The sequence below is a fragment of the Peribacillus muralis genome (genome assembly GCF_001645685.2).
Classification (GTDB): Bacteria; Bacillota; Bacilli; order Bacillales; family DSM-1321; genus Peribacillus; species Peribacillus muralis_A.
Window position 1 is genome coordinate 3,443,634 of record NZ_CP017080.1, and the last position, 18,923, is coordinate 3,462,556.

Annotated in this window: 16 protein-coding genes and 1 other annotated feature; of the genes, 5 read left to right on the plus strand and 11 right to left on the minus strand. The window is 46.0% G+C overall.

The features are described from left to right. Window positions 1–121 precede the first annotated feature (121 nt). The 3 genes from pheT to ABE28_RS16760 all read right to left on the minus strand — a co-directional run bounded on the left by pheT (window position 122) and on the right by ABE28_RS16760 (window position 4,705). On the minus strand, window positions 122–2,536 hold the full coding sequence (gene pheT / locus ABE28_RS16750) for a phenylalanine--tRNA ligase subunit beta (RefSeq protein WP_064465938.1): 2,415 nt from the start codon (window positions 2,534–2,536) through the stop codon (window positions 122–124). A 28-nt stretch (window positions 2,537–2,564) separates the two neighbouring features. Continuing rightward, entirely contained in the window at window positions 2,565–3,605 is a 1,041-nt protein-coding gene (pheS, locus tag ABE28_RS16755) for a phenylalanine--tRNA ligase subunit alpha (RefSeq protein WP_064465939.1), read from the minus strand. 57 nt (window positions 3,606–3,662) lie between these two features. Continuing rightward, window positions 3,663–3,902: a binding site (T-box leader), on the minus strand. Window positions 3,903–3,952: 50 nt separating this feature from the next. Further along, the gene (locus tag ABE28_RS16760) at window positions 3,953–4,705 is read right to left on the minus strand and encodes a TrmH family RNA methyltransferase (protein WP_064465940.1); all 753 of its coding nucleotides are present in this window, start codon (window positions 4,703–4,705) and stop codon (window positions 3,953–3,955) included. A gap of 122 nt (window positions 4,706–4,827) precedes the next feature. Between ABE28_RS16760 and sspI the strand changes: the two genes are divergently transcribed. Next, the gene (gene sspI / locus ABE28_RS16765; RefSeq protein ID WP_064465941.1) at window positions 4,828–5,037 is read left to right on the plus strand and encodes a small acid-soluble spore protein SspI; all 210 of its coding nucleotides are present in this window, start codon (window positions 4,828–4,830) and stop codon (window positions 5,035–5,037) included. A 31-nt stretch (window positions 5,038–5,068) separates the two neighbouring features. Here sspI and ABE28_RS16770 read toward each other — a convergent pair whose 3' ends face one another. From ABE28_RS16770 to ABE28_RS16805, 7 genes are all read right to left on the minus strand, one after another. Beyond that, window positions 5,069–5,458 (minus strand): general stress protein, encoded by a 390-nt coding sequence (locus ABE28_RS16770; protein ID WP_064465942.1) that lies wholly within the window; start codon window positions 5,456–5,458, stop codon window positions 5,069–5,071. Between the two features lie 177 nt (window positions 5,459–5,635). Further along, the gene (locus ABE28_RS16775; protein ID WP_064465943.1) at window positions 5,636–6,412 is read right to left on the minus strand and encodes a general stress protein; all 777 of its coding nucleotides are present in this window, start codon (window positions 6,410–6,412) and stop codon (window positions 5,636–5,638) included. A 356-nt stretch (window positions 6,413–6,768) separates the two neighbouring features. Beyond that, entirely contained in the window at window positions 6,769–7,719 is a 951-nt protein-coding gene (locus ABE28_RS16785) for a YsnF/AvaK domain-containing protein (RefSeq protein WP_064465945.1), read from the minus strand. 266 nt (window positions 7,720–7,985) lie between these two features. Next, window positions 7,986–9,311 carry a (Fe-S)-binding protein gene (locus ABE28_RS16790; RefSeq protein ID WP_064465946.1) on the minus strand — a complete coding sequence of 442 codons (1,326 nt, stop codon included), beginning with the start codon at window positions 9,309–9,311 and terminating at the stop codon, window positions 7,986–7,988. After that, window positions 9,308–10,720: a glycolate oxidase subunit GlcD gene (gene glcD / locus ABE28_RS16795; RefSeq protein ID WP_064465947.1), complete on the minus strand. Its 1,413-nt coding sequence runs from the start codon at window positions 10,718–10,720 to the stop codon at window positions 9,308–9,310. The genes ABE28_RS16790 and glcD overlap by 4 nt, the downstream gene beginning before the upstream one ends. 121 nt (window positions 10,721–10,841) lie before the next feature. Then, a complete protein-coding gene (locus tag ABE28_RS16800) occupies window positions 10,842–11,954 on the minus strand; it encodes a PucR family transcriptional regulator (protein WP_064465948.1) in 1,113 nt (370 codons plus the stop codon). 66 nt (window positions 11,955–12,020) lie between these two features. Further along, window positions 12,021–13,712 carry an L-lactate permease gene (locus ABE28_RS16805; RefSeq protein ID WP_064465949.1) on the minus strand — a complete coding sequence of 564 codons (1,692 nt, stop codon included), beginning with the start codon at window positions 13,710–13,712 and terminating at the stop codon, window positions 12,021–12,023. Window positions 13,713–13,967: 255 nt separating this feature from the next. Between ABE28_RS16805 and ABE28_RS16810 the strand changes: the two genes are divergently transcribed. The 4 genes from ABE28_RS16810 to ABE28_RS16825 all read left to right on the plus strand — a co-directional run bounded on the left by ABE28_RS16810 (window position 13,968) and on the right by ABE28_RS16825 (window position 17,741). After that, window positions 13,968–14,699 (plus strand): FadR/GntR family transcriptional regulator, encoded by a 732-nt coding sequence (locus ABE28_RS16810; protein ID WP_064465950.1) that lies wholly within the window; start codon window positions 13,968–13,970, stop codon window positions 14,697–14,699. Window positions 14,700–14,872: 173 nt separating this feature from the next. Beyond that, complete coding sequence (locus ABE28_RS16815) at window positions 14,873–15,589, plus strand: (Fe-S)-binding protein (RefSeq protein WP_064465951.1); 717 nt, start codon at window positions 14,873–14,875, stop codon at window positions 15,587–15,589. 23 nt (window positions 15,590–15,612) lie between these two features. Then, complete coding sequence (locus ABE28_RS16820; RefSeq protein WP_064465952.1) at window positions 15,613–17,043, plus strand: LutB/LldF family L-lactate oxidation iron-sulfur protein; 1,431 nt, start codon at window positions 15,613–15,615, stop codon at window positions 17,041–17,043. Then, window positions 17,037–17,741, plus strand: a complete 705-nt coding sequence (locus ABE28_RS16825) for a LutC/YkgG family protein (RefSeq protein ID WP_218971343.1) — start codon at window positions 17,037–17,039, stop codon at window positions 17,739–17,741. The genes ABE28_RS16820 and ABE28_RS16825 overlap by 7 nt, the downstream gene beginning before the upstream one ends. A 67-nt stretch (window positions 17,742–17,808) precedes the next feature. On the opposite strand, the gene ABE28_RS16830 is transcribed toward ABE28_RS16825, so the two are convergent. Further along, window positions 17,809–18,894 (minus strand): M42 family metallopeptidase, encoded by a 1,086-nt coding sequence (locus ABE28_RS16830; RefSeq protein WP_064465954.1) that lies wholly within the window; start codon window positions 18,892–18,894, stop codon window positions 17,809–17,811. Between the last annotated feature and the right edge of the window lie 29 nt (window positions 18,895–18,923).

Sequence of the window (18,923 nt, forward strand, 5' to 3'; positions counted from 1 at the left end):
TTACTCGCCAATTCCAGTGCTTTACTCGCCAATTCCAGTGCTTTACTCGCCAATTTGAGCGCTTTACTCGCGAGTTTATAAAAAGACAGCTTCCCGAGTTTCAGGGAGCTGTCTTTTTGTTTTATCCTCTTAGTTCGGCGCCGGCTTTTTCTTTGACGGCTTCAAGCACTTTTTCATGTGCTTTTGTAATGTCTTCGTCGGTCAGCGTGCGTTCCGGGTCGTAGTATTTCAGTGAGTAGGCAATGGATTTCTTGCCTTCCTCCATTCTTTCACCTTCGTATAAGTCGAAGATGGTTACTTCCTTGAGTAGCTTGCCTCCGGCTTCTCCAATAATGTTTTGGATGTCTCCGGCTTTTGTCGCTTGATCGACGACGAGCGCGATATCGCGTGTCGTTGATGGGTAGCGCGGAATGGTTTCGTAGGCAATTGGCGCCACTTCTGCTTCTGCCAATGCCTTTAAGGATAGTTCGAAAATATATGTTTCCTTTATATCCAAGTCTTTTTGGACAGTTGGGTGCACTTGGCCGATAAAGCCAATTACATCACCATTCAATAAGACTTCCGCTGTCCGTCCTGGATGCATGTCGTTGATTTGTGCTTGGCGGTAACTGATCTGATCCGCTAATCCAAGTGTGTCGAATAATGCTTCGATCACGCCTTTGGCAACAAAGAAGTCCACTGGTTTCTTTTCACCTTGCCATGGATGAGACTCCCATAGGCCAGTGATGGCTCCGGCAATATGCTCTTTTTCTTCTGGAAGCTCTTGGTCTTCCGTCTTAAAGAACACCGAACCGATTTCATATAGTGCTAGTGAATCAAGCTGGCGGGCATTGTTATATTTTACGACTTCCAACAATTGAGGTACGATGCTTAAACGCAACTGGCTTCTTTCTTCACTTATCGGCATGGCTAATCCAATGGATTCTCTTGCTTCCAATGCGAATTGCGATGCTTTTTCCTCACTTGTCAGTGAATAGGTCACCGCTTGATAAAGGCCTGCTCCTTCAAGTGTACGGCGTGCCTTCCGACGTTTCATTTGATAGTCCGTCAAATGGCCAGGGATAGCAGCACCGATCGGCAATGTAGTGGGAATATTATCATATCCATATAAACGGGCCGCCTCTTCGACTAAGTCAGCTTCAATCGTAATATCGCCACGGCGTGTCGGGACAGTGATCGTAAACGTTTCATTGTCAAGATCCACTCCGAATTTCAGGCGATTGAAGATGGATTCCACTTCTGTTACGGTCATGTCTGTTCCAAGAAGCTTGTTGATCTTTTCAAGGGTGATGCTGATGACAGCAGGTTCCATTGTCAATTCGTCAACTTCTGCCGTTCCTTGCAGGACTGTTCCGCCAGCATAACGGGCAATCAATTGTGCCGCACGTTCTCCAGCTTCACGTACACGGGCCGGATCGACGCCTTTTTCAAAACGTGCACTTGCTTCACTGCGCAAACCATGGTCTTTTGACGCTTTACGAACGACCGTACCTGCGAAATAGGCACTTTCAAGGATGATGTTTGTTGTATCGTTTTTCACTTCGGAATCGGCTCCGCCCATCACACCTGCTATCGCTACAGGCTCGCTGCCATTAGTGATCACTAGATGTGCTGGTGTCAATGTACGTTCCGCTTCATCCAGCGTTACGATTTTTTCAGCGTCCTTCGCCCTGCGGACGACGATTTCCTTTGAACCAAAGCGGTCATAATCAAAGGCATGAAGCGGCTGGCCATATTCAAGTAAGATATAATTCGTGATATCGACGACATTATTATGCGGGCGGATGCCTGCAGACATCAATCGAGTCTGCATCCAAAGCGGTGAAGGACCGATCTTGACATCTTTGATGATTTTAGCGATGTATACCGGGTTATCTTCTTTTGCTTCCACTTTGACACTAATATAATCCGTCGCTTTTTCAGTTGACTCTTCTTTCTCGACAACCGGCCATTTTACTTCCCGGCCTAGGATCGCTCCCACTTCGTATGCAACACCAAGCATGCTCAATGCATCGGAACGGTTTGGAGTCAGCCCAAGTTCGAGCACTTCATCACTTAAACCAAGCTCCTCCAATGCATCTTTTCCCACTTCCACATCATCAGGGAAGACGAAGATGCCCGTAGCATAATCCTTGGAAACGAGCTTGGATTCAAAGCCCAATTCTTGTAGCGAACAAATCATCCCGTGCGATTCCTCTCCGCGCAGCTTCGCTTTCTTGATTTTGAAATTGCCTGGCAGGACAGCCCCGACAGTGGCGACTGCGACTTTTTGGCCTTTATCGACATTAGGTGCACCGCAGATGATCTGAACGGGATTTTCTGCCCCGATATCAACTTGGCATTTATTCAATTTATCGGCATTTGGATGCTGTTCACGTTCAATGACATGGCCGATTACGACGCCTTTTAGCCCTTCACTTTTCTTTTCCACCCCTTCAACCTCAATGCCGCTTTTCGTGATTTTGTCAGCTAGCTCCGTCGCATTGATGCCTGAAAGGTCAACATAATCTTGTAACCATTTATAAGAGACAAACATGATAGGTCCTCCTTTTTAAAATTTAAATTTATGCTTCGTGATGGTTGAATTGTTTTAAGAACCGTACATCATTCGTATAGAAATGACGAATATCGTCTACACCGTATTTCAGCATCGCGATCCGTTCCACACCCATTCCAAATGCGAATCCAGAGTATTTTTTTGAATCGAAGCCTGCCATTTCAAGGACATTCGGATGAACGATCCCAGCGCCAAGCACTTCGATCCAGCCTGTTTGTTTACATACGCTGCACCCTTTTCCACCGCAGATTTTACAGGAAATATCCACTTCGACGGAAGGCTCGGTGAATGGGAAGAAACTTGGACGAAGACGGATTTCACGGTCTTGTCCGAATACTTTTTTCGCGAATACGTCAAGCGTTCCTTTCAAGTCACTCATGCTGATGTTCTCATCGATGACCAAGCCTTCAATTTGCTGGAATTGATGGGAGTGCGTCGCATCATCATTATCACGGCGATATACTTTTCCCGGACAAATGATCTTTACAGGACCTTGACCTTTATGTTTTTTCATCGTTCTTGCTTGCACCGGTGAAGTGTGCGTCCGCATCAGGATTTCCTCCGTGATATAGAACGAATCCTGCATATCACGTGCCGGATGGCTTTTTGGCAGATTCAGGGCCTCAAAGTTGTAGTAGTCGCTTTCGACTTCCGGACCTTCTGCAACGGTGTATCCCATTCCGATGAATAAGTCTTCAATTTCTTCCACGACACGTGTTAACGGATGAAGGTTCCCTTTGTTCACCGGACGCCCTGGCAGAGTCACATCAATCGTTTCCGTTGCAAGCTTAGCATTGACAGCAGCCGTTTCCAGAGCTTTTTGTTTTTGCTCTATTTCCGTAGCGATTGCCTCACGGACCTCATTGGCAAGCGCGCCGATTTTCGGGCGTTCCTCTGCTGAGAGCTTGCCCATGCCCCGCAATACCTCAGTGATTGGGCCTTTTTTCCCCAAATAAGCAACACGGACTTCATTCAGTTCCTTAAGTTCGGAAGCGGCGGTCACTTTTTGCAACGCTTCTTCCTGCAGTTCTAGTAATCGTTCCTGCATCATGTCTTCCTCCTTTAATCCTTTTTGTAAAAATGAACACAAAAAAACCCCTATCCCTAAAGGGACGAGGTTTATGTATCGCGGTACCACCCTTATTAGTGCAAGGACAAATAAACGCCTGCACTCACTTCATAAAAATAACGGCTTTTCACCGGAACATTTTTCGGACGATATGTCTTCCCAATGCCAACTCGAAAGGTGAATTCACTTAAGCAGCGCCATAAAAATGCTTTCAGTCAAGGCATTTTTCCCTGAATATGGATAACCCAAGTTACTATTCTTTGTCATCGTTGTTTGCATTATAAAATTCTGTTTCATTATATTATAATTCAGCTGCCGTTTCAAATTCATTTTCGCAAATGGTACATTAAAATCCCGGCTGCAATCCCTACATTAAGCGATTCGCTTTTTCCATAAATCGGAATATAGAGGTTTTTTGTCGTATTGGCCAGTAATTCCTTCGAAACGCCTTGACCTTCATTACCTACAAGCAGGGCGAATCGGGATGTTTTTTCCACTTCTTCAAATGGTGACGCTCCTTCCAAGGCCGTTCCATAAACCGGTGTCCCCTTTTGTTTCAGTTCTTCGATGATCTCGGATAGGTTTGCTTTGATAACAGGCATATGGAATAGACTCCCCTGCGTCGATCGGACCACTTTCGGGTTATATAAATCTGCACAGCCTTCACCAACAATGACCGCATCCATACCAGCTGCATCGGCTGTCCTGATCATCGTTCCAATGTTCCCCGGGTCCTGAACGGCATCGATCAGTAATAGCTTTTCATGATCAATCGAGGACATGCTCGCTAACTTCTGTTCACAAACGGCCGCAATTCCTTGGGGGGCCTCGGTGTCGCATATTGCTTTCATAATATCATTTTTGACATAAATGACTTCCGTGCCTTCCAATTTAAAATGGGCGGGCATTTCGGTTTCTTCATTTACGATGACTTCCATGACGATTTCTTCTTTTAAGGCTTCTTCAACAAGATGAAATCCCTCGACTAGATATTTCCCTGTCTTATCACGCTCTTTTTTCGTCAATAGCTTCTTCCATTGCTTGACTTGCGGGTTTTTTACGGATTCGATATATTTCAAGGGTAAACGCTCCTTTAACTTCACACTGATTTTCCTATTATAACGCAAATCACATACATATTGCATGCTCGTTTGTGAAATGCTATTAATGTCAGTCATTATGTGTTAGAGGAGGAATAATTGTGAATTTAAACCTACGTAATGCGATCATCCAAAATGTAACTGGAAATTCGCAAGAGCAGCTGGAAGATACGATTGTCGATGCGATACAAAACGGTGAGGAGAAAATGCTGCCCGGCTTGGGCGTATTATTCGAGGTCATCTGGCAGAATTCTTCCGATCAGGAAAAACAGGAAATGATTCATGCTTTGGAATCCGGATTAAAAAAATAACAGCCCTCGTCGGCTGTTATTTTTTTGCTCGCTATTTTGTCATCGGGACTACTTTATCCGGGTCAGCCTTCATTTCTTCGACTGACACCTCTTCATCAAGAAGTAGAATGAATTTTTTTGCTTTCACTTCTTCGAGAATCGCATTGGTTTCGGTTACAGAGTATCCATATTTCGTGAAAAAGGTGCGCAAGTCCCCTGAGCCTTCTTCGGTGAAGAAATGGATAATTTTCTCTAAAAAAGTATCCTTATCCTGATTGGCGATGATCAATATATCCGTATGCTCGTTTCCTAGCTGCACATCATTTTTTATATCAGCTGCCACTGTCATTTGTATGCCAGTCACGCCTTTTGCTTGTAAATCATGAATTGCAGCAAGTAGTTCCGGATTAGAGTCAAAAACACCGTAAACGTTTTTGTCCATGTTTTCTTCCTCCTTGTTACTTCACTTGAAATAGAATTCCTCTGTAATTATACCTTGCCGCTTAAACAATAAACAAGCAAATAATACAAGGGGAAATGCTCGTTCATTGCCGAAGAACCCCTTTGCTGGAACATTCAAAAAATAACAGCCCTAGGCAGGCTGTTATTTTTTTTGCGCTTACAGCTTGTCGGTGTTGATCCGATTCTTGATGTAATCGTCTTCCAACGGATCTTCTTCCCCTTTAACATCACGGTTTACAGTTCGTTCTGCATTCAAGGCTTTTTGGGTATCTGCTGAAAATGGGTCTGCATGGGGATCACTAGCCAGTGTTCCTTCATAGTCCACCTTCTCCTGCTGCTTAAATTTATCAGTGGAGTTGGCCCTGATTTCCCTTTCCTGGGCTCGCTTCGTGTCAAGCTCTTCATGATCTTCGAAGATATGGTCGGAATTCCCGTGCAGCTCTTTACTTCTCCCTGGCTGTGCCTCCACTTCCCTTGTTTGATAAGCATTGGCAGTCGTCTCTGGAAAAAGATTTGGGTCCGGGTTGTTCACCACACCTGTTTTAAGCGGATCGTTTATGAGGGTTTCGTCATCGTGCATATCGTTGGACGCGGCTGCCTGATCATCTATAAGGATCAAGAATTTCCCTGCCTCCACTTCGTTTATATAAGCGGTTGCTTCACTATCGGCAAGACCCAATTCACCTAACCTGTTCCTGATGTCACCAGATCCTTCGTTCAGGAAAAAATGTTTCATCTTATCCAATAAGGATTCGTCGTTAGAGTTCGTTACGACGTCCACTTCGTGATTCCGGCTGTCATTCCCAAAGTCGAAATCTTCCTTATCATTAGCAATTACGGTTATTTCTCCTTCATGTCCCGTTTTCTTTAAGGATTGTATCGCCTGATATACGTCTGTTTTCGTATCATACACACCATATAATGCTTTTCCCATGCATCTCTTCCTCCTTAATTTCTGAAACAATATTCTTATTGTAGGTATACCCCAAGCGCCGCTTTTTAAACAAGTGCTGCTTCCCTGGAATCCATTCTTCCTGCATGTACTTTAAACCGTTCCTTCCCACTGTAGACACTTTTGAGCGTGCAGTTCGGGCGCCTTTTTGGCCACAAATTGCAATCCCGCTGTTCATGCCGGCAGTCGTTAAGGCGGGATATTTCACTCATCTCCTGTAAGCAACATGCGATCAAAGTCGTGATAGGATGCTTATTGCCGCAGCATGAATGGAAACAATACAGTAAAAAAGGTCTTCGGAATGCATACATTCCGAAGACCTTTTTAATAAGCTGCAATTAGAAGCGGGCGCCTCTTTTTTCCGTTTCGTTTTTTTCATTGACAATCGAGTCATCTGTACTATCAAGCTGAATTTCTTCCTTTTTAAGGGTATCTTTAACTTGCTCCGTTTCTTGTACAGCATGCTTCTTGATGACAATTTCATCTGTTACTACTGGTTTTTTTGATACTTCCAGTTTTTCTTCCACGACAGGAATGCGAATGGTTTCCCCGGCTTGAATGCTGCTGCCAGGTTCGTCGCTTGCTTCTCTTCCTGTAACTGATCGATGCTCGATTGTCACTTCTTCATGTTCAACAGGGACATTGATGGTTTTATGTTGTTCATTGACTTCTTTATTAATGACCACTTCTCCAGTCTGAACTCTTTGTTTGTCTATACTCAGCTGTTCTTCGCGAAGCTTGAGCGTCCGTTCATCTTCTGGCAATTCCCGGCCTTGACCGTTCACTCCATAAACATCCTCTTTATTTAGTGCATCCTCTTTATTTAGTGCATCGATTTTTTTGGTATCGTTATAGAGTGGCGTTGTGGTGTTTGCGTCCAAGCTCGTTCCTGCAGTGTCAGTCCTTGCAGTCGTGAATTTATCTTTCGCCGTCCCAAGATGCCCTTTACCTTCTTCAACTAGTACGAGGACTTTTCCGTTCTCTACATCAAAAACATGTTCAGCTGCATCACTATTGGAAAGACCGGCATTTGCCAATTTTGTTGAAAGATCGGCTGTTTCGTCCGGCATGAAGAAGCGGGCCACCTTGTCCATGAATGATTCGTCGCTAGATACATTCGTTATTGTATGAACATCCGTTTCACGTTGATGGTTCATAAAATCCAATGTCTCTTCCTTCTCAGCGACAACTGTGATATCGTCTCCTTCAAAGCCCTTAGCCTTGAGTGCATTGATTGCTTGAATCACTTCTGCATTCGTTTCATATATTCCGTATACTGTTTTATTCATGTTACATTCCTCCTTAGGGTTTGGTGTGCTTTTAAGTAGTTGTTATATATAAACTCTACCCGCTTGGCCCCTAAGTAAACGAGAAAATCATATTTCATTTATGTTATAACATGACAATTTGTTCTCGGAATAGAACGGTCGTTTCCTTGAAAACCAGATTCTTCAATGGTTTCCTCATTAATAAAAATGTAATGTTTAGCCAATTGATTCCAACTTATCATTTGCCGAATAGCGTGTGCCCCCCATTTCGCCTTCCCATTCTTCTATTATAATGCTGCAGCTTCCACGAGCAGGTCGGCGATATGCACCGCTTTTGTGCAATCCCCCATTTTTTCCCGCTCGATGCCAAGCTGCATTTGCAGTAAACAGCCAGGGTTTGCCGTAACAACAATATCGGCCTGCGTCGATTTGGTGTGAGCCATTTTCGTGTCGAGGATTTTCATCGACATCTCTGATTCGACGATATTATAGATTCCTGCCGAGCCGCAGCAGCGATCGGCATCCTTCATTTCCCTGAAATCGATTCCTTCTATCGCTTGTAGGAGAATACGCGGAGCAATGGATGTATTCATCACATTTCGCAAGTGACAGGAATCCTGGAATGTGACCGTTTGAGCTGGCAATTTCAGACGAGTTTTTTCGTGAAAGCGTAAATCGACCAGAATTTCGCTGATGTCCTTCAACTTATTTGTAAAGGCGATCGCCCGTTCATGCCAAGTTGGTTCATCTTGAAGCAAATGGTCGTAATCAATAAGAAAAGCCCCACAACCACCGGCATTCGTAATGATATAATCCACCTCGTCCGCTTCAAACGCTTCTATATTACGTTTGGCCAGTCGCTTTGCCCCTTCTTTTTCACCACTGTGCCCATGAAGCGCCCCGCAGCAAGCCTGGGACTTGGGAATCACGATTTCACATCCCGCGAGCTGAAGGAGCTTCAATGTTGCCTTGTTCGTTTCCAGAAACATCGTATCCATTAAGCAGCCGGAAAAGAAGGCGACCTTTTTGAGGACTGGCCCTATCGAGGGCAGATCGGTTGGCCTTTTTTTCATTTCGGATTTTGTCGGGACCTTCGGAAGTACCTTTTCCATGGTCGCCAAATGATCGGGCAGCATACTGAGGACCCCTGTTTTACGGGCGATATATTGCAGACCGGACCTTTGATAAAAGCCAAGTAAGCTCGTCATGTTCTGCATTCGCTCCTGATGTGGGAATAATCCGCTAAAAACGGCCTTGCGGATCGTTTTCACAGGAAAGCTGTGATCCTTATTCTGATGGATGATATCTCTTGCTTCTTCCAGAAGATGTCCATATTTCACGCCGGAAGGGCAAACAGGTTCACACGCCCTGCAGCCCAGGCATAGACTTAAAGAGCGTTCTACATCCTCATCGGGCTCTATCAGCCCATCCGTCACCGCTTTCATCAGGGCAATTCTCCCTCTTGGCGAATATGATTCCTTTAATCCGGATTCGATGTATGTCGGGCAATGGGGCAGGCAAAAACCACAACGCATGCAATTCAGCAATTCATCTTCATTCATTTTTTCCGCGAATTCACTGGCAATCGCTTCTCTTTCCTTAACGGTCGTCATGAGGAAACCACCACTCTTTTCCTGCTCTCCTTAGCAAAGATCTTGCCGGGATTCATGATGTTATTTGGATCGAATGCTTGCTTTATTGCAGTCATCGCGGCCACCCCCTCTTTCTTGAGCTTCCACTCAAGGTAAGGCGCCTTCATCGCACCCACTCCATGTTCACCGGTGATCGTTCCGCCAAGATCGATGGCTGCGGCAAAAATATCGGCAAAGGCGAGCTCCACCCTCTCCATTTCATCATGATCACGAGCATCCGTAATACAGGTAGGATGAAGGTTTCCGTCCCCGGCATGACCGAAAGTGCAAATGTTCACATCATGCTTGCTGGCGATTTCATTGATCGCTCGCACCATCTTGGCAATTTCCGAACGGGGAACGGTGGCATCTTCCAAAATGGTCGTCGGCTTCAGGCGTGCCAATGCGGAAAGGGCAGTACGCCTGGCCGTTTTCAGCGCAGCTGCATCAGCCTCCGTTTCGGCAATTTCCACCGAAACCGCCTTTTCTTCGAGACAGATATCCGCCATCCTTTTCATATCACGTTCCACCACTTCCAAAGGACCATCCTGTTCAATCAAGAGGACCGCTTCCACATCGGTCGGCAATCCGATCTTCGCAAAATCCTCAACGACGACCAATGTCGGCCGGTCAAGAAATTCAAGGGTGACCGGAATGATTTTATTCGAAATGATTTTTGCCACTGACTGGGCTGCGGCATCGAGATCTTGATACAGTGCTAGCATCGTCTTTGTCGTTTCCGGGGTGGGAATCAGTTTTAAGATCGCTTCCGTAACGATTCCTAGCGTCCCCTCGGAGCCGACCATCAGCTTCGTTAAATCGTACCCCGCTACATCCTTTGCAAGCTTGCCTCCTGTGTGAATGATATCCCCATTAGGAAGGACCACCTCAAGCCCGATGACATAATCGCGCGTGACTCCATATTTCAACCCGCGCAAGCCACCGGAGTTTTCATTAATGTTGCCTCCGATCGTCGAGATTTTCATCGAACTTGGATCGGGCGGATAAAATAACCCCTTCGCCTCAACGGCTGAAATCAAGTCCAATGTGATGAGACCGGGCTGCACCGTCGCCGTTAAGTTTTCCTCATCTATTTCCAGCAATGAATTCATTCGATTGAATAATAGAACAAGCCCTCCCTCCATCGGACAGGTACCGCCGCTCAAATTCGTTCCGGATCCCCGTGGAACGATGGGTATCTTGTACTCGCTGCAAACCTTGACGATGTCCGACACTTCGGCTGTACAACCAGGTTTAATGACCGCATCAGGCATCGCTTGATACCCTGGCGTGGCATCATATGAATATACTAGGCACTCCACTTTCGAATCATCGTAGTTTTCGGGACCAACGATGGAAAGGAGTAGCTGCTTGACCGGCTTTGTTATCATGTATGTATTTCCCCCTCATATTCACAATCACATTGGATCGTTTTGCTATGATTTAAGTATAAGGAAAAAACGGCACTACCTTCCATGTATGAACATACATATTTTCGAGTTTTATCGACAATTAATATGTATGTTCATCCAATATCCTAAGTGCTAGATAGAGTGTGACCAAATCTGCTAGCTTCCTTGGGTTCAGTTCGGTCAAGTCTTCGATCCGCTTTAGTCTATAATGGAGCGTATTGATGTGTATATGAAGAGCTAAAGCGGTGTCCTTCATGGACAGATCACAGGCAAAGTACATGGAAAGAGTTTTAAGCAACTCCTCGTTGGGAAGCAAATCCTCTATCGTCCGGGCTACATATTCCTGTCTTGTTTCCGGGGTAACCTCATCAAGCAGGACTTCAAGCTTCAAATCCTCATCAAAAATAATTCCCTCAAATGCATAGGCGATTTTCAACGAGCGTTCCGCCTTAAAATAAGCCTTTCTGAAGGCCGCTCCAGACATATGCGAGCTTACGCCCACACACACTTTATAACCGGAGCTGCCTTCGAGCTTACTTTGCAATTTACGCAATTTCATTAATTGTTGGTCTCTTGTTCCGAAGTGATCGGCTGCCGAAAGAAGGACGAACTGATTCCTCCCCCACCGGACGACGATATCCAATGGATGCTGCTGCCTTACGTAAATCTGAAGCGCTCTCCACACATGCGGCTCGATGACCTTTTCAGTTTTGAATTCACCGAGGATGAGAACCCTGTCAACATGAACATCGACTCCAAGCAGCTTCGCCTTCTGAAGGAATGGCTCATCGAACGTTTCAAGCTGATGCCATTCAAAGACGAAGAATTCCATCAGACGTGATTGAGATTCCTCCCGTTCGATGTGATAGCTTTCCTGAATGAACATCTCCGTCATCTTTTTCAATAGTTCTGCATATGGGGAAACAAGATTGGGTTCCCCAGTGATCCCAATCACGCAAACGGCTTCCTGATTAAAGAAAATGGGTAGGTTGATTCCTGCCTTAACCCCTTTCCAACTTCGTTCATCCTGTTTATTTATGATTAATTTCTCACGGTTTTTGAAAGCATGTATCGCCCCTTCATGATAGGAGCCAATCCGGCTGTTATCGGTGCTTGCGATGATTGTGCCTGTATGATCAATGATGATGATTTCCTCATCAATCAATTTCCGGACCTCATGCACCAATTTCTCAGCAACGACTGACAATTGCACTGTCCTTCCTCCTTCCTTATTGGTCTTGGAAAATTTTTGAGGCTCCTTGCTTAAGGGCCATTCTACTTATGGTATCATCCAGGAAAGGACGCCATTTTGCAAGAAGGTAATCACACAAACGAGCAGCAATAAGAATAAACTATGTTTGATCGTGAATCTCAATAACTCCGATTCCCTGCCGGCCAGTCCAACGGCGGCACAGGCAATCGCGATCGATTGAGGTGAAATCATCTTTCCGGTCACCCCTCCTGAAGAGTTCGCTGCAAGTGCGAGGACCGGCTCCATGCCAACCTTTAGGGCCGTCACCTTCTGAAGACTCCCAAATAAGAGATTGGCTGATGTATCGGAGCCGGTAATGAACACACCCAGCCAGCCAAGAACCGGTGCGAAGAACGGAAACAAATCCCCCGATTTCGCAAGGGTCATCCCTAAGGTTGTCGACATCCCTGAAGCATTCGTTACGTAGGCAAAGGCGACAACGGAAGAAATCATCAAGATCGGTTTCGCCAGCTCGCCCATCGCTTCGGCAAAGGTGGTGAAAAAATCCTTTACCGGCATATGGACCAGGAACTTCGTAACGATGGCAGCTAGTAATATCGCCGTTCCTGCCGCTCCAAGCAGCTCCAATTTAAAGAAAGCGGCAATCGGCAGGCCATTGCTCCCGATAATTTCATTATGCAGCCCTGGCACTTCCACTTGGAAGGTTACTAGTTTACCAAGTGCATTGATTCCCCCAAACAGAAAGTTCTGGCCTTCATAATGGCCTGTCAGCGCCAGTTTTACCGGGCTTATCCCCCAAATGGTTATGAAAAGCGTCAAAAGCAGGAATGGTGACCACGCATGGAGTATCTGCCCCTTTGTGTACACAGGTTCCTTCTCGGACGACTCATCCAGCGGGTCTACAGCTGCAGCCGTCTCTTCTGATGCAAACCGGTAGATATTTTTAGGCTTCCAAAATTTAAGGAAGATCGCTAAGGCAAAGAGTGATACTAACGCAGACAGAATATCCGGCAACTCAGGGCCAAGGAAATTCGAGCTTACATACTGAGTGATCGCAAAGGAAGAGCCGGAAACCAAAATGGCAGGCAAGACCTCCAGCGACCTTTTCCATCCAGACATGATCAAAATCAGGTAAAGCGGGATGAAAGCCGAAAGGAAGGGCAATTGACGGCCGACCATTTTGGAAATCTCCATCGCCGCTATGCCAGTAGGCCCTTCCATGGCGATGATCGGTATGCCAACCGCTCCGAAAGCAACCGGCGCAGTGTTTGCGATCAAGCAAATACCCGCGGCATATAGCGGGTTAAAACCGAGCCCAACCAAAAGCGCGGCTGAAATCGCCACAGGTGCGCCAAAGCCGGCGGCGCCTTCCAAAAAGGCCCCGAAGGAAAAGGCCACCAATAACGCTTGGAGGCGGCGGTCTTCGGTAAGGGAAAGGACCGAAGACCGAATAATATTGAATTGGCCGCTTTTAACCGTCATTTTGTACAAAAATACGGAGGTGATGATTATCCAGCCGATTGGCAGCAGTCCATAGACCGCTCCTTGTGAAGCAGACATCAATGCCTTTCCTGCAGGCATGTTATAAATCCCTACTGCCACTGCAAGAGCTACAAGTAACGTCGTTAGCCCGGCCATGTAGCCCTTCATCCGTTTGATTGCAAGAGCCCAGAAGAAGTAAAGAATTGGGATGAGTGCGACGAGAGAAGATAAAACTAAATGATCAGTGATCGGTGTAAAGTTTTGTGTCCAGGTCATTCATTTCGACTCCATTTACGATAAATTTTTTTAAAAAATTCTGAAATCAATCTCTAGTTGAAAACCCTTACAATTCAAAAAAATCAAAGTCATCTGATGACTTGATGAGTATTCATTTAAATTAAATGATTGAAAATATAAAATCAAGATTTTTTTTATTTTCATTGGATTTTTTAATCTCCGATGAGGGTGAAAGAACATTTGTGTTATATACTATTAACTAGAGAAACTCATAGAAAATAGAGGTGCTACTACTTGGTATACAAAAAAATAAAGCCGAAAAAAATTTATGAAGTCGTCAGCGATGAACTTTATGAAATGATTCGGTCCGGTACACTGAAGCCCGGGGAACAATTGGATTCCATTCAACAGCTTGCGGAAAATTTCCAAGTCGGGCGCCCGGCCATCCGTGAAGCACTAAGTGCATTAAGCTCGATGGGCCTCATCGAAATCAAGCAAGGGGAAGGCACATTCGTTAAAACCTTCGACCCCGCCATCATGAATCATCCCTTGACCTCTGCGCTTTTGATGGATCAAGACAATATCAAGCATTTGCTCGAGGTCCGAAAAATCCTTGAGTCTGGTATGGCAGAAGCTGCTGCAAAGAAACGAACGAAGGAAAACCTTACCGAACTGAAGGAAAGGCTTTCCCATATGAAAAACGTCTCTGACAATGAGGAATTGAGTGATAAAGCCGATATCGCTTTTCATGTTGCCGTCGCAAACGCTTCACAAAATGAGTTACTGATTTCCTTGATGAACCACGTGTCAGAATTAATGACGGAAAAAATGCGCGATATCCGCAGATTTGCCTTATATTCCGAGGAAATGACGGTCAATCAGCTTTATCAGCAGCATGCCCTGATTTATGAGGCCATCGCTGACCAAGATGAAGCCGGAGCCCGTAATGCCATGCTATTTCACCTGCAAAGCGTCGAGGAATCATTGGATGGGGTCATCAAAAAAAATCAACAAGATAACCACTGATTTTGTATGAATTTTCAAAAACACTGTATACAAACTAAGATATTATTGATATATTATTTTGAAAATGATGTCTTCATGTAAAAACATTGGAAATTGGTATTCGCCATTTCCTTTTTCTATTTTTCAGTCATCAGATGACCTGTTAACCTAATCGAAAAAAGGAGGAGTTCATATTGAAAGTGACTCTCTTTGCTACATGCTTAGTTGATCTGTTTCAATCCAATGTCGGTAAAGCAACGGTGGAGCTGCTGGAGAGATTGGGCTGTGAGATTGACTTCCCGGAATCCCAGATATGCTGCGGACAGCCGGCATATAATAGCGGGTATACAAAGGATTCGAAGGAAGCGATGAAAAAAATGATCGAAACCTTCGCAGACGCTGAATACATCGTCACCCCTTCCGGTTCCTGTGCGGCGATGTTCAAGGAATACCCGGTTCTTTTTCAAGGCGATGCTGAATGGGAAGAGAAAGCTGTCTCGTTAGCGGCGAGAACCTATGAATTGACCCAATTCATCGTCGATGTCCTGAAGGTCACCGATGTCGGGGCAACCTTTAAGGGAAAGGCTACTTATCATACTTCGTGCCATATGACAAGGCTGCTTAAAGTGAAGGAGTCTCCTTCGATACTATTAAGCCATGTGAAAGGCCTTGAAATGACCCCTCTTCCGGATGCCCAAAACTGCTGCGGATTCGGCGGCACGTTTTCGGTTAAGATGGGTGATATTTCCGGTCAAATGGTGGAGGAGAAAGTCTGCAATATTCAAGACACTGGCGCCGATTTTTTAATTGGGGGCGATGCCGGATGTTTGATGAATATCGGCGGACGCATCCAGAGGAAAGGGGAACCGATTCAAGTGCTTCATATTGCGGAAGTGCTGAATAGCATATAAAGAAAGCGAGGAGGGAAAAAACGATGGCAATGAAAACGAGCTCGGCCAAATTCAAAGAACGGGTGGATGAAGGCATACATAATGATTTTATGCGCATGGCCGTATCGAGTGCCCAAGAACGGTTGCATGGACGAAGGCTGACGGCGGTTGATGAATTGGGCAATTGGGAGGATTGGCGCTCCCTTGGGCAAGAAATCCGGCAGCATGTCCTCTCCAACCTTGACTTCTATTTGCACCAGCTGGCAGATAATGTTTCGAAACGGGGCGGTCACGTTTTTTTCGCGGAGACAGCAGAACAAGCAAGCGGTTACATCAAGGATGTGATTGTTGATAAGAAGGCCAAGAAAATCGTGAAATCCAAATCGATGGTCACGGAGGAAATCAACTTGAATGCTGCCCTTGAAGCAATTGGCCTCGATGTCGTGGAAACGGATCTTGGCGAATACATTTTACAGGTGGATGATCATGATCCCCCTTCCCATATCGTCGCGCCTGCCCTTCATAAAAACAAAGAACAAATCAGGGATGTTTTCAAAGAGAAGCTTGCCTATACACAAACCGAAAAACCGGAAGAACTGACCGCCCATGTCAGAGGGATCCTCCGAAAGGATTTCTTAAGCGCCGATGTGGGGATTACAGGCTGTAATTTTGCAATTGCGGAAACGGGCTCGATCGGTTTGGTGACGAATGAGGGGAATGCCGATTTGGTCACCGCCCTTCCGAAAACGCAAATTACCGTGATGGGAATGGAACGGCTTGTCCCCACTTTCGATGAATTCGAGGTCCTTGTCAGCCTCTTGACAAGAAGCGCCGTCGGTCAAAGATTGACCAGCTACATCACTGCCCTTACCGGCCCGCGAGATGAAGGCGATGTCGACGGTCCCGAGGAATTCCATCTGGTGGTCGTCGATAATGGCCGTTCCTCCATTTTAGGAACCGAGTTTCAATCCGTCCTTCAATGCATCCGCTGTGCTGCCTGCATTAATGTATGCCCAGTCTATCGCCAGGTTGGCGGCCATTCATATGGCTCCATTTATCCGGGACCGATCGGGGCAGTGCTTTCACCGTTGCTCGGAGGGTATGATGATTTCAAGGAGCTTCCGTATGCATCGACTCTTTGTGCCGCCTGTACAGATGCCTGTCCGGTAAAGATTCCGCTTCATGATTTACTCAGGAAGCATCGTGAAGTTATTGTGGAAAAGGAAAAAATGGCGCCATTTTCGGAAAAGATGGCGATGAAGGCATTCGGTATCGGGGCAGCCTCCCCTATGCTTTATAAGTTCGGCTCCAAAATGGTCCCTTCTGCCATGTCCCCATTTAAAACGGGGGATAGCATCTCAAAAGGCCCGGGCCCGCTGAAAAGTTGGACGGAAAGCCGCGAGTTTCCTGCGCCAGGGAAAGAGAGTTTTCGGGACTGGTTCAAAAATCGTGAGAAGGGAGGAAACCCATCATGAAGGGAACCATCCATAATGAAGGGGCATTTTTAGCCAATATAGCTAAAAACCTGGGAAGACCGCCTATAACCGAAGGCATTTCACTGCCTGCATGGAAGAACGCCCCTCAAAGAGAGGTGTTGAAACATGCAACGCGAAATGATCTTGTCGAAGAATTGCAGGAACAATGCAAACGAGTCCATACCGAGTTTCACCTGACCGATTCGACGCAATTGAAGCATCGTTTAAATCAGGTGATCGAGCAGCTTGGTGACGGCCCCTTGATCATCCCTAACGACGACCGGTTTTCGCAATACCGACTGGATGATTTATTATTGGAAAAAGACACGTTTGTATGGGACCATCAAGCAGGCAGAAAAAACATCGAAAAAGCTGAGCGTGCAAACATCGGAATCACATTCAGTGAAATGACACTGGCAGAATCAGCCACCGTTGTCTTATTCAGCAGCAAGGATCACGGCCGATCCATCAGCTTCCTTCCTTCCTGCCATGTTTCAATCATCCCAAAAAGCACCATCATTGCACGAATGACCCAGGCTGCAGCGGCCATCCGTTCCAAGGTCGCCCGCGGTGAGGTTATTCCTTCCTGTATTAATTTCATTACCGGGCCGAGCAATTCCGCCGATATTGAAATGGATCTTGTCGTTGGCGTCCACGGTCCCATCAAAGCGGTCTATATCGTCGTCGAAGATAAGTAGATGTTCGCAAAAGAAAATGGAGTGGACCTTTTTCAGGTCCACTCCATTACTATTTTCCCCGATAATATTATTCGTAAATGATACGATCTACGGCTTCACGGTCAAGGCGTTTGATCACTTCGACAATGAGCTTGACAGCATTCTCATAATCATCACGGTGCAGCATGGCTGCATGAGAATGAATGTAGCGGGTTGCAATCGTGATAGCCAGTGCAGGCACTCCATTCGCCGTCAAGTGGATGGAGCCGGCATCCGTCCCGCCGCCTGGAATCGATTCATATTGGTAAGGAATATTCATTTCGTCGGCTGTGTCGGTGACGAAATCGCGCAAGCCCTTATGTGCCACCATCGATGCATCATATATGACGATTTGCGGGCCTTCCCCCATCTTACTCATCGCTTCTTTATCGGTAATCCCCGGTGTATCTCCAGCAATGCCGACATCGACGGCAAAGCCGATATCCGGCTGGATCTTGAATGTCGACGTTTTCGAGCCGCGCAGTCCCACTTCCTCCTGTACCGCTCCGATCCCGTAGACGACATTGGGATGTGCGCTATCTTTCAGCTGCTTAAGCACATCAATGGCGATGGCACAGCCAATGCGATTATCCCAGGCTTTGGCCAGCAGCATCTTTTCATTATTCATGACCGTGAATTCGAAATATGGCACGACCATATCCCCTGGCTTGACGCCCCATGCTTTAACTTCTTCCTTGCTTGATGCCCCAATATCAATGAACATATCCTTAATGTCGATAGGCTTTTTCCTCGCCTCTGCTGACAGGATGTGCGGCGGCTTGGAACCGATGATGCCGGTTACATCACCTTCACCCGTCACGATGGTAACGCGTTGGGCAAGCATCACCTGCGACCACCAGCCACCTACCGGCTGAAAGCGCAAAAATCCTTTTTCATCGATTTGGGTTATCATGAAACCGACTTCATCCATATGGCCAGTGACGACGATCTTTGGACCGTTTGCGTCACCCGTCTTCTTGGCAATCAAGCTTCCTAAGCCATCACTGGAAATTTCATCAGCATACGGTGTTATGTATTCAGCCATCACTTTTCTTACTTCACTTTCATTCCCTGCAATGCCTTTTGCATCCGTTAAGTCCCTCAGCATCCGTAACGTTTCATCTAATTGAGCCATCCTTTTACCTCCCTATTACTTACATCACA

Coding starts and splice junctions, on each gene's coding strand:
- pheT (WP_064465938.1), bottom strand. CDS start 2,536: ATGTTTGTCTCTTATAAATGGTTACAAGATTATGTTGACCTTTCAGGC.
- pheS (WP_064465939.1), bottom strand. CDS start 3,605: ATGCAGGAACGATTACTAGAACTGCAGGAAGAAGCGTTGCAAAAAGTG.
- ABE28_RS16770 (WP_064465942.1), bottom strand. CDS start 5,458: ATGGACAAAAACGTTTACGGTGTTTTTGACTCTAATCCGGAACTACTT.
- ABE28_RS16775 (WP_064465943.1), bottom strand. CDS start 6,412: ATGGGAAAAGCATTATATGGTGTGTATGATACGAAAACAGACGTATAT.
- ABE28_RS16785 (WP_064465945.1), bottom strand. CDS start 7,719: ATGAATAAAACAGTATACGGAATATATGAAACGAATGCAGAAGTGATT.
- ABE28_RS16790 (WP_064465946.1), bottom strand. CDS start 9,311: ATGACGACCGTTAAGGAAAGAGAAGCGATTGCCAGTGAATTCGCGGAA.
- glcD (WP_064465947.1), bottom strand. CDS start 10,720: ATGATAACAAAGCCGGTCAAGCAGCTACTCCTTTCCATCGTTGGTCCC.
- ABE28_RS16805 (WP_064465949.1), bottom strand. CDS start 13,712: ATGACCTGGACACAAAACTTTACACCGATCACTGATCATTTAGTTTTA.
- ABE28_RS16820 (WP_064465952.1), top strand. CDS start 15,613: ATGGCAATGAAAACGAGCTCGGCCAAATTCAAAGAACGGGTGGATGAA.
- ABE28_RS16830 (WP_064465954.1), bottom strand. CDS start 18,894: ATGGCTCAATTAGATGAAACGTTACGGATGCTGAGGGACTTAACGGAT.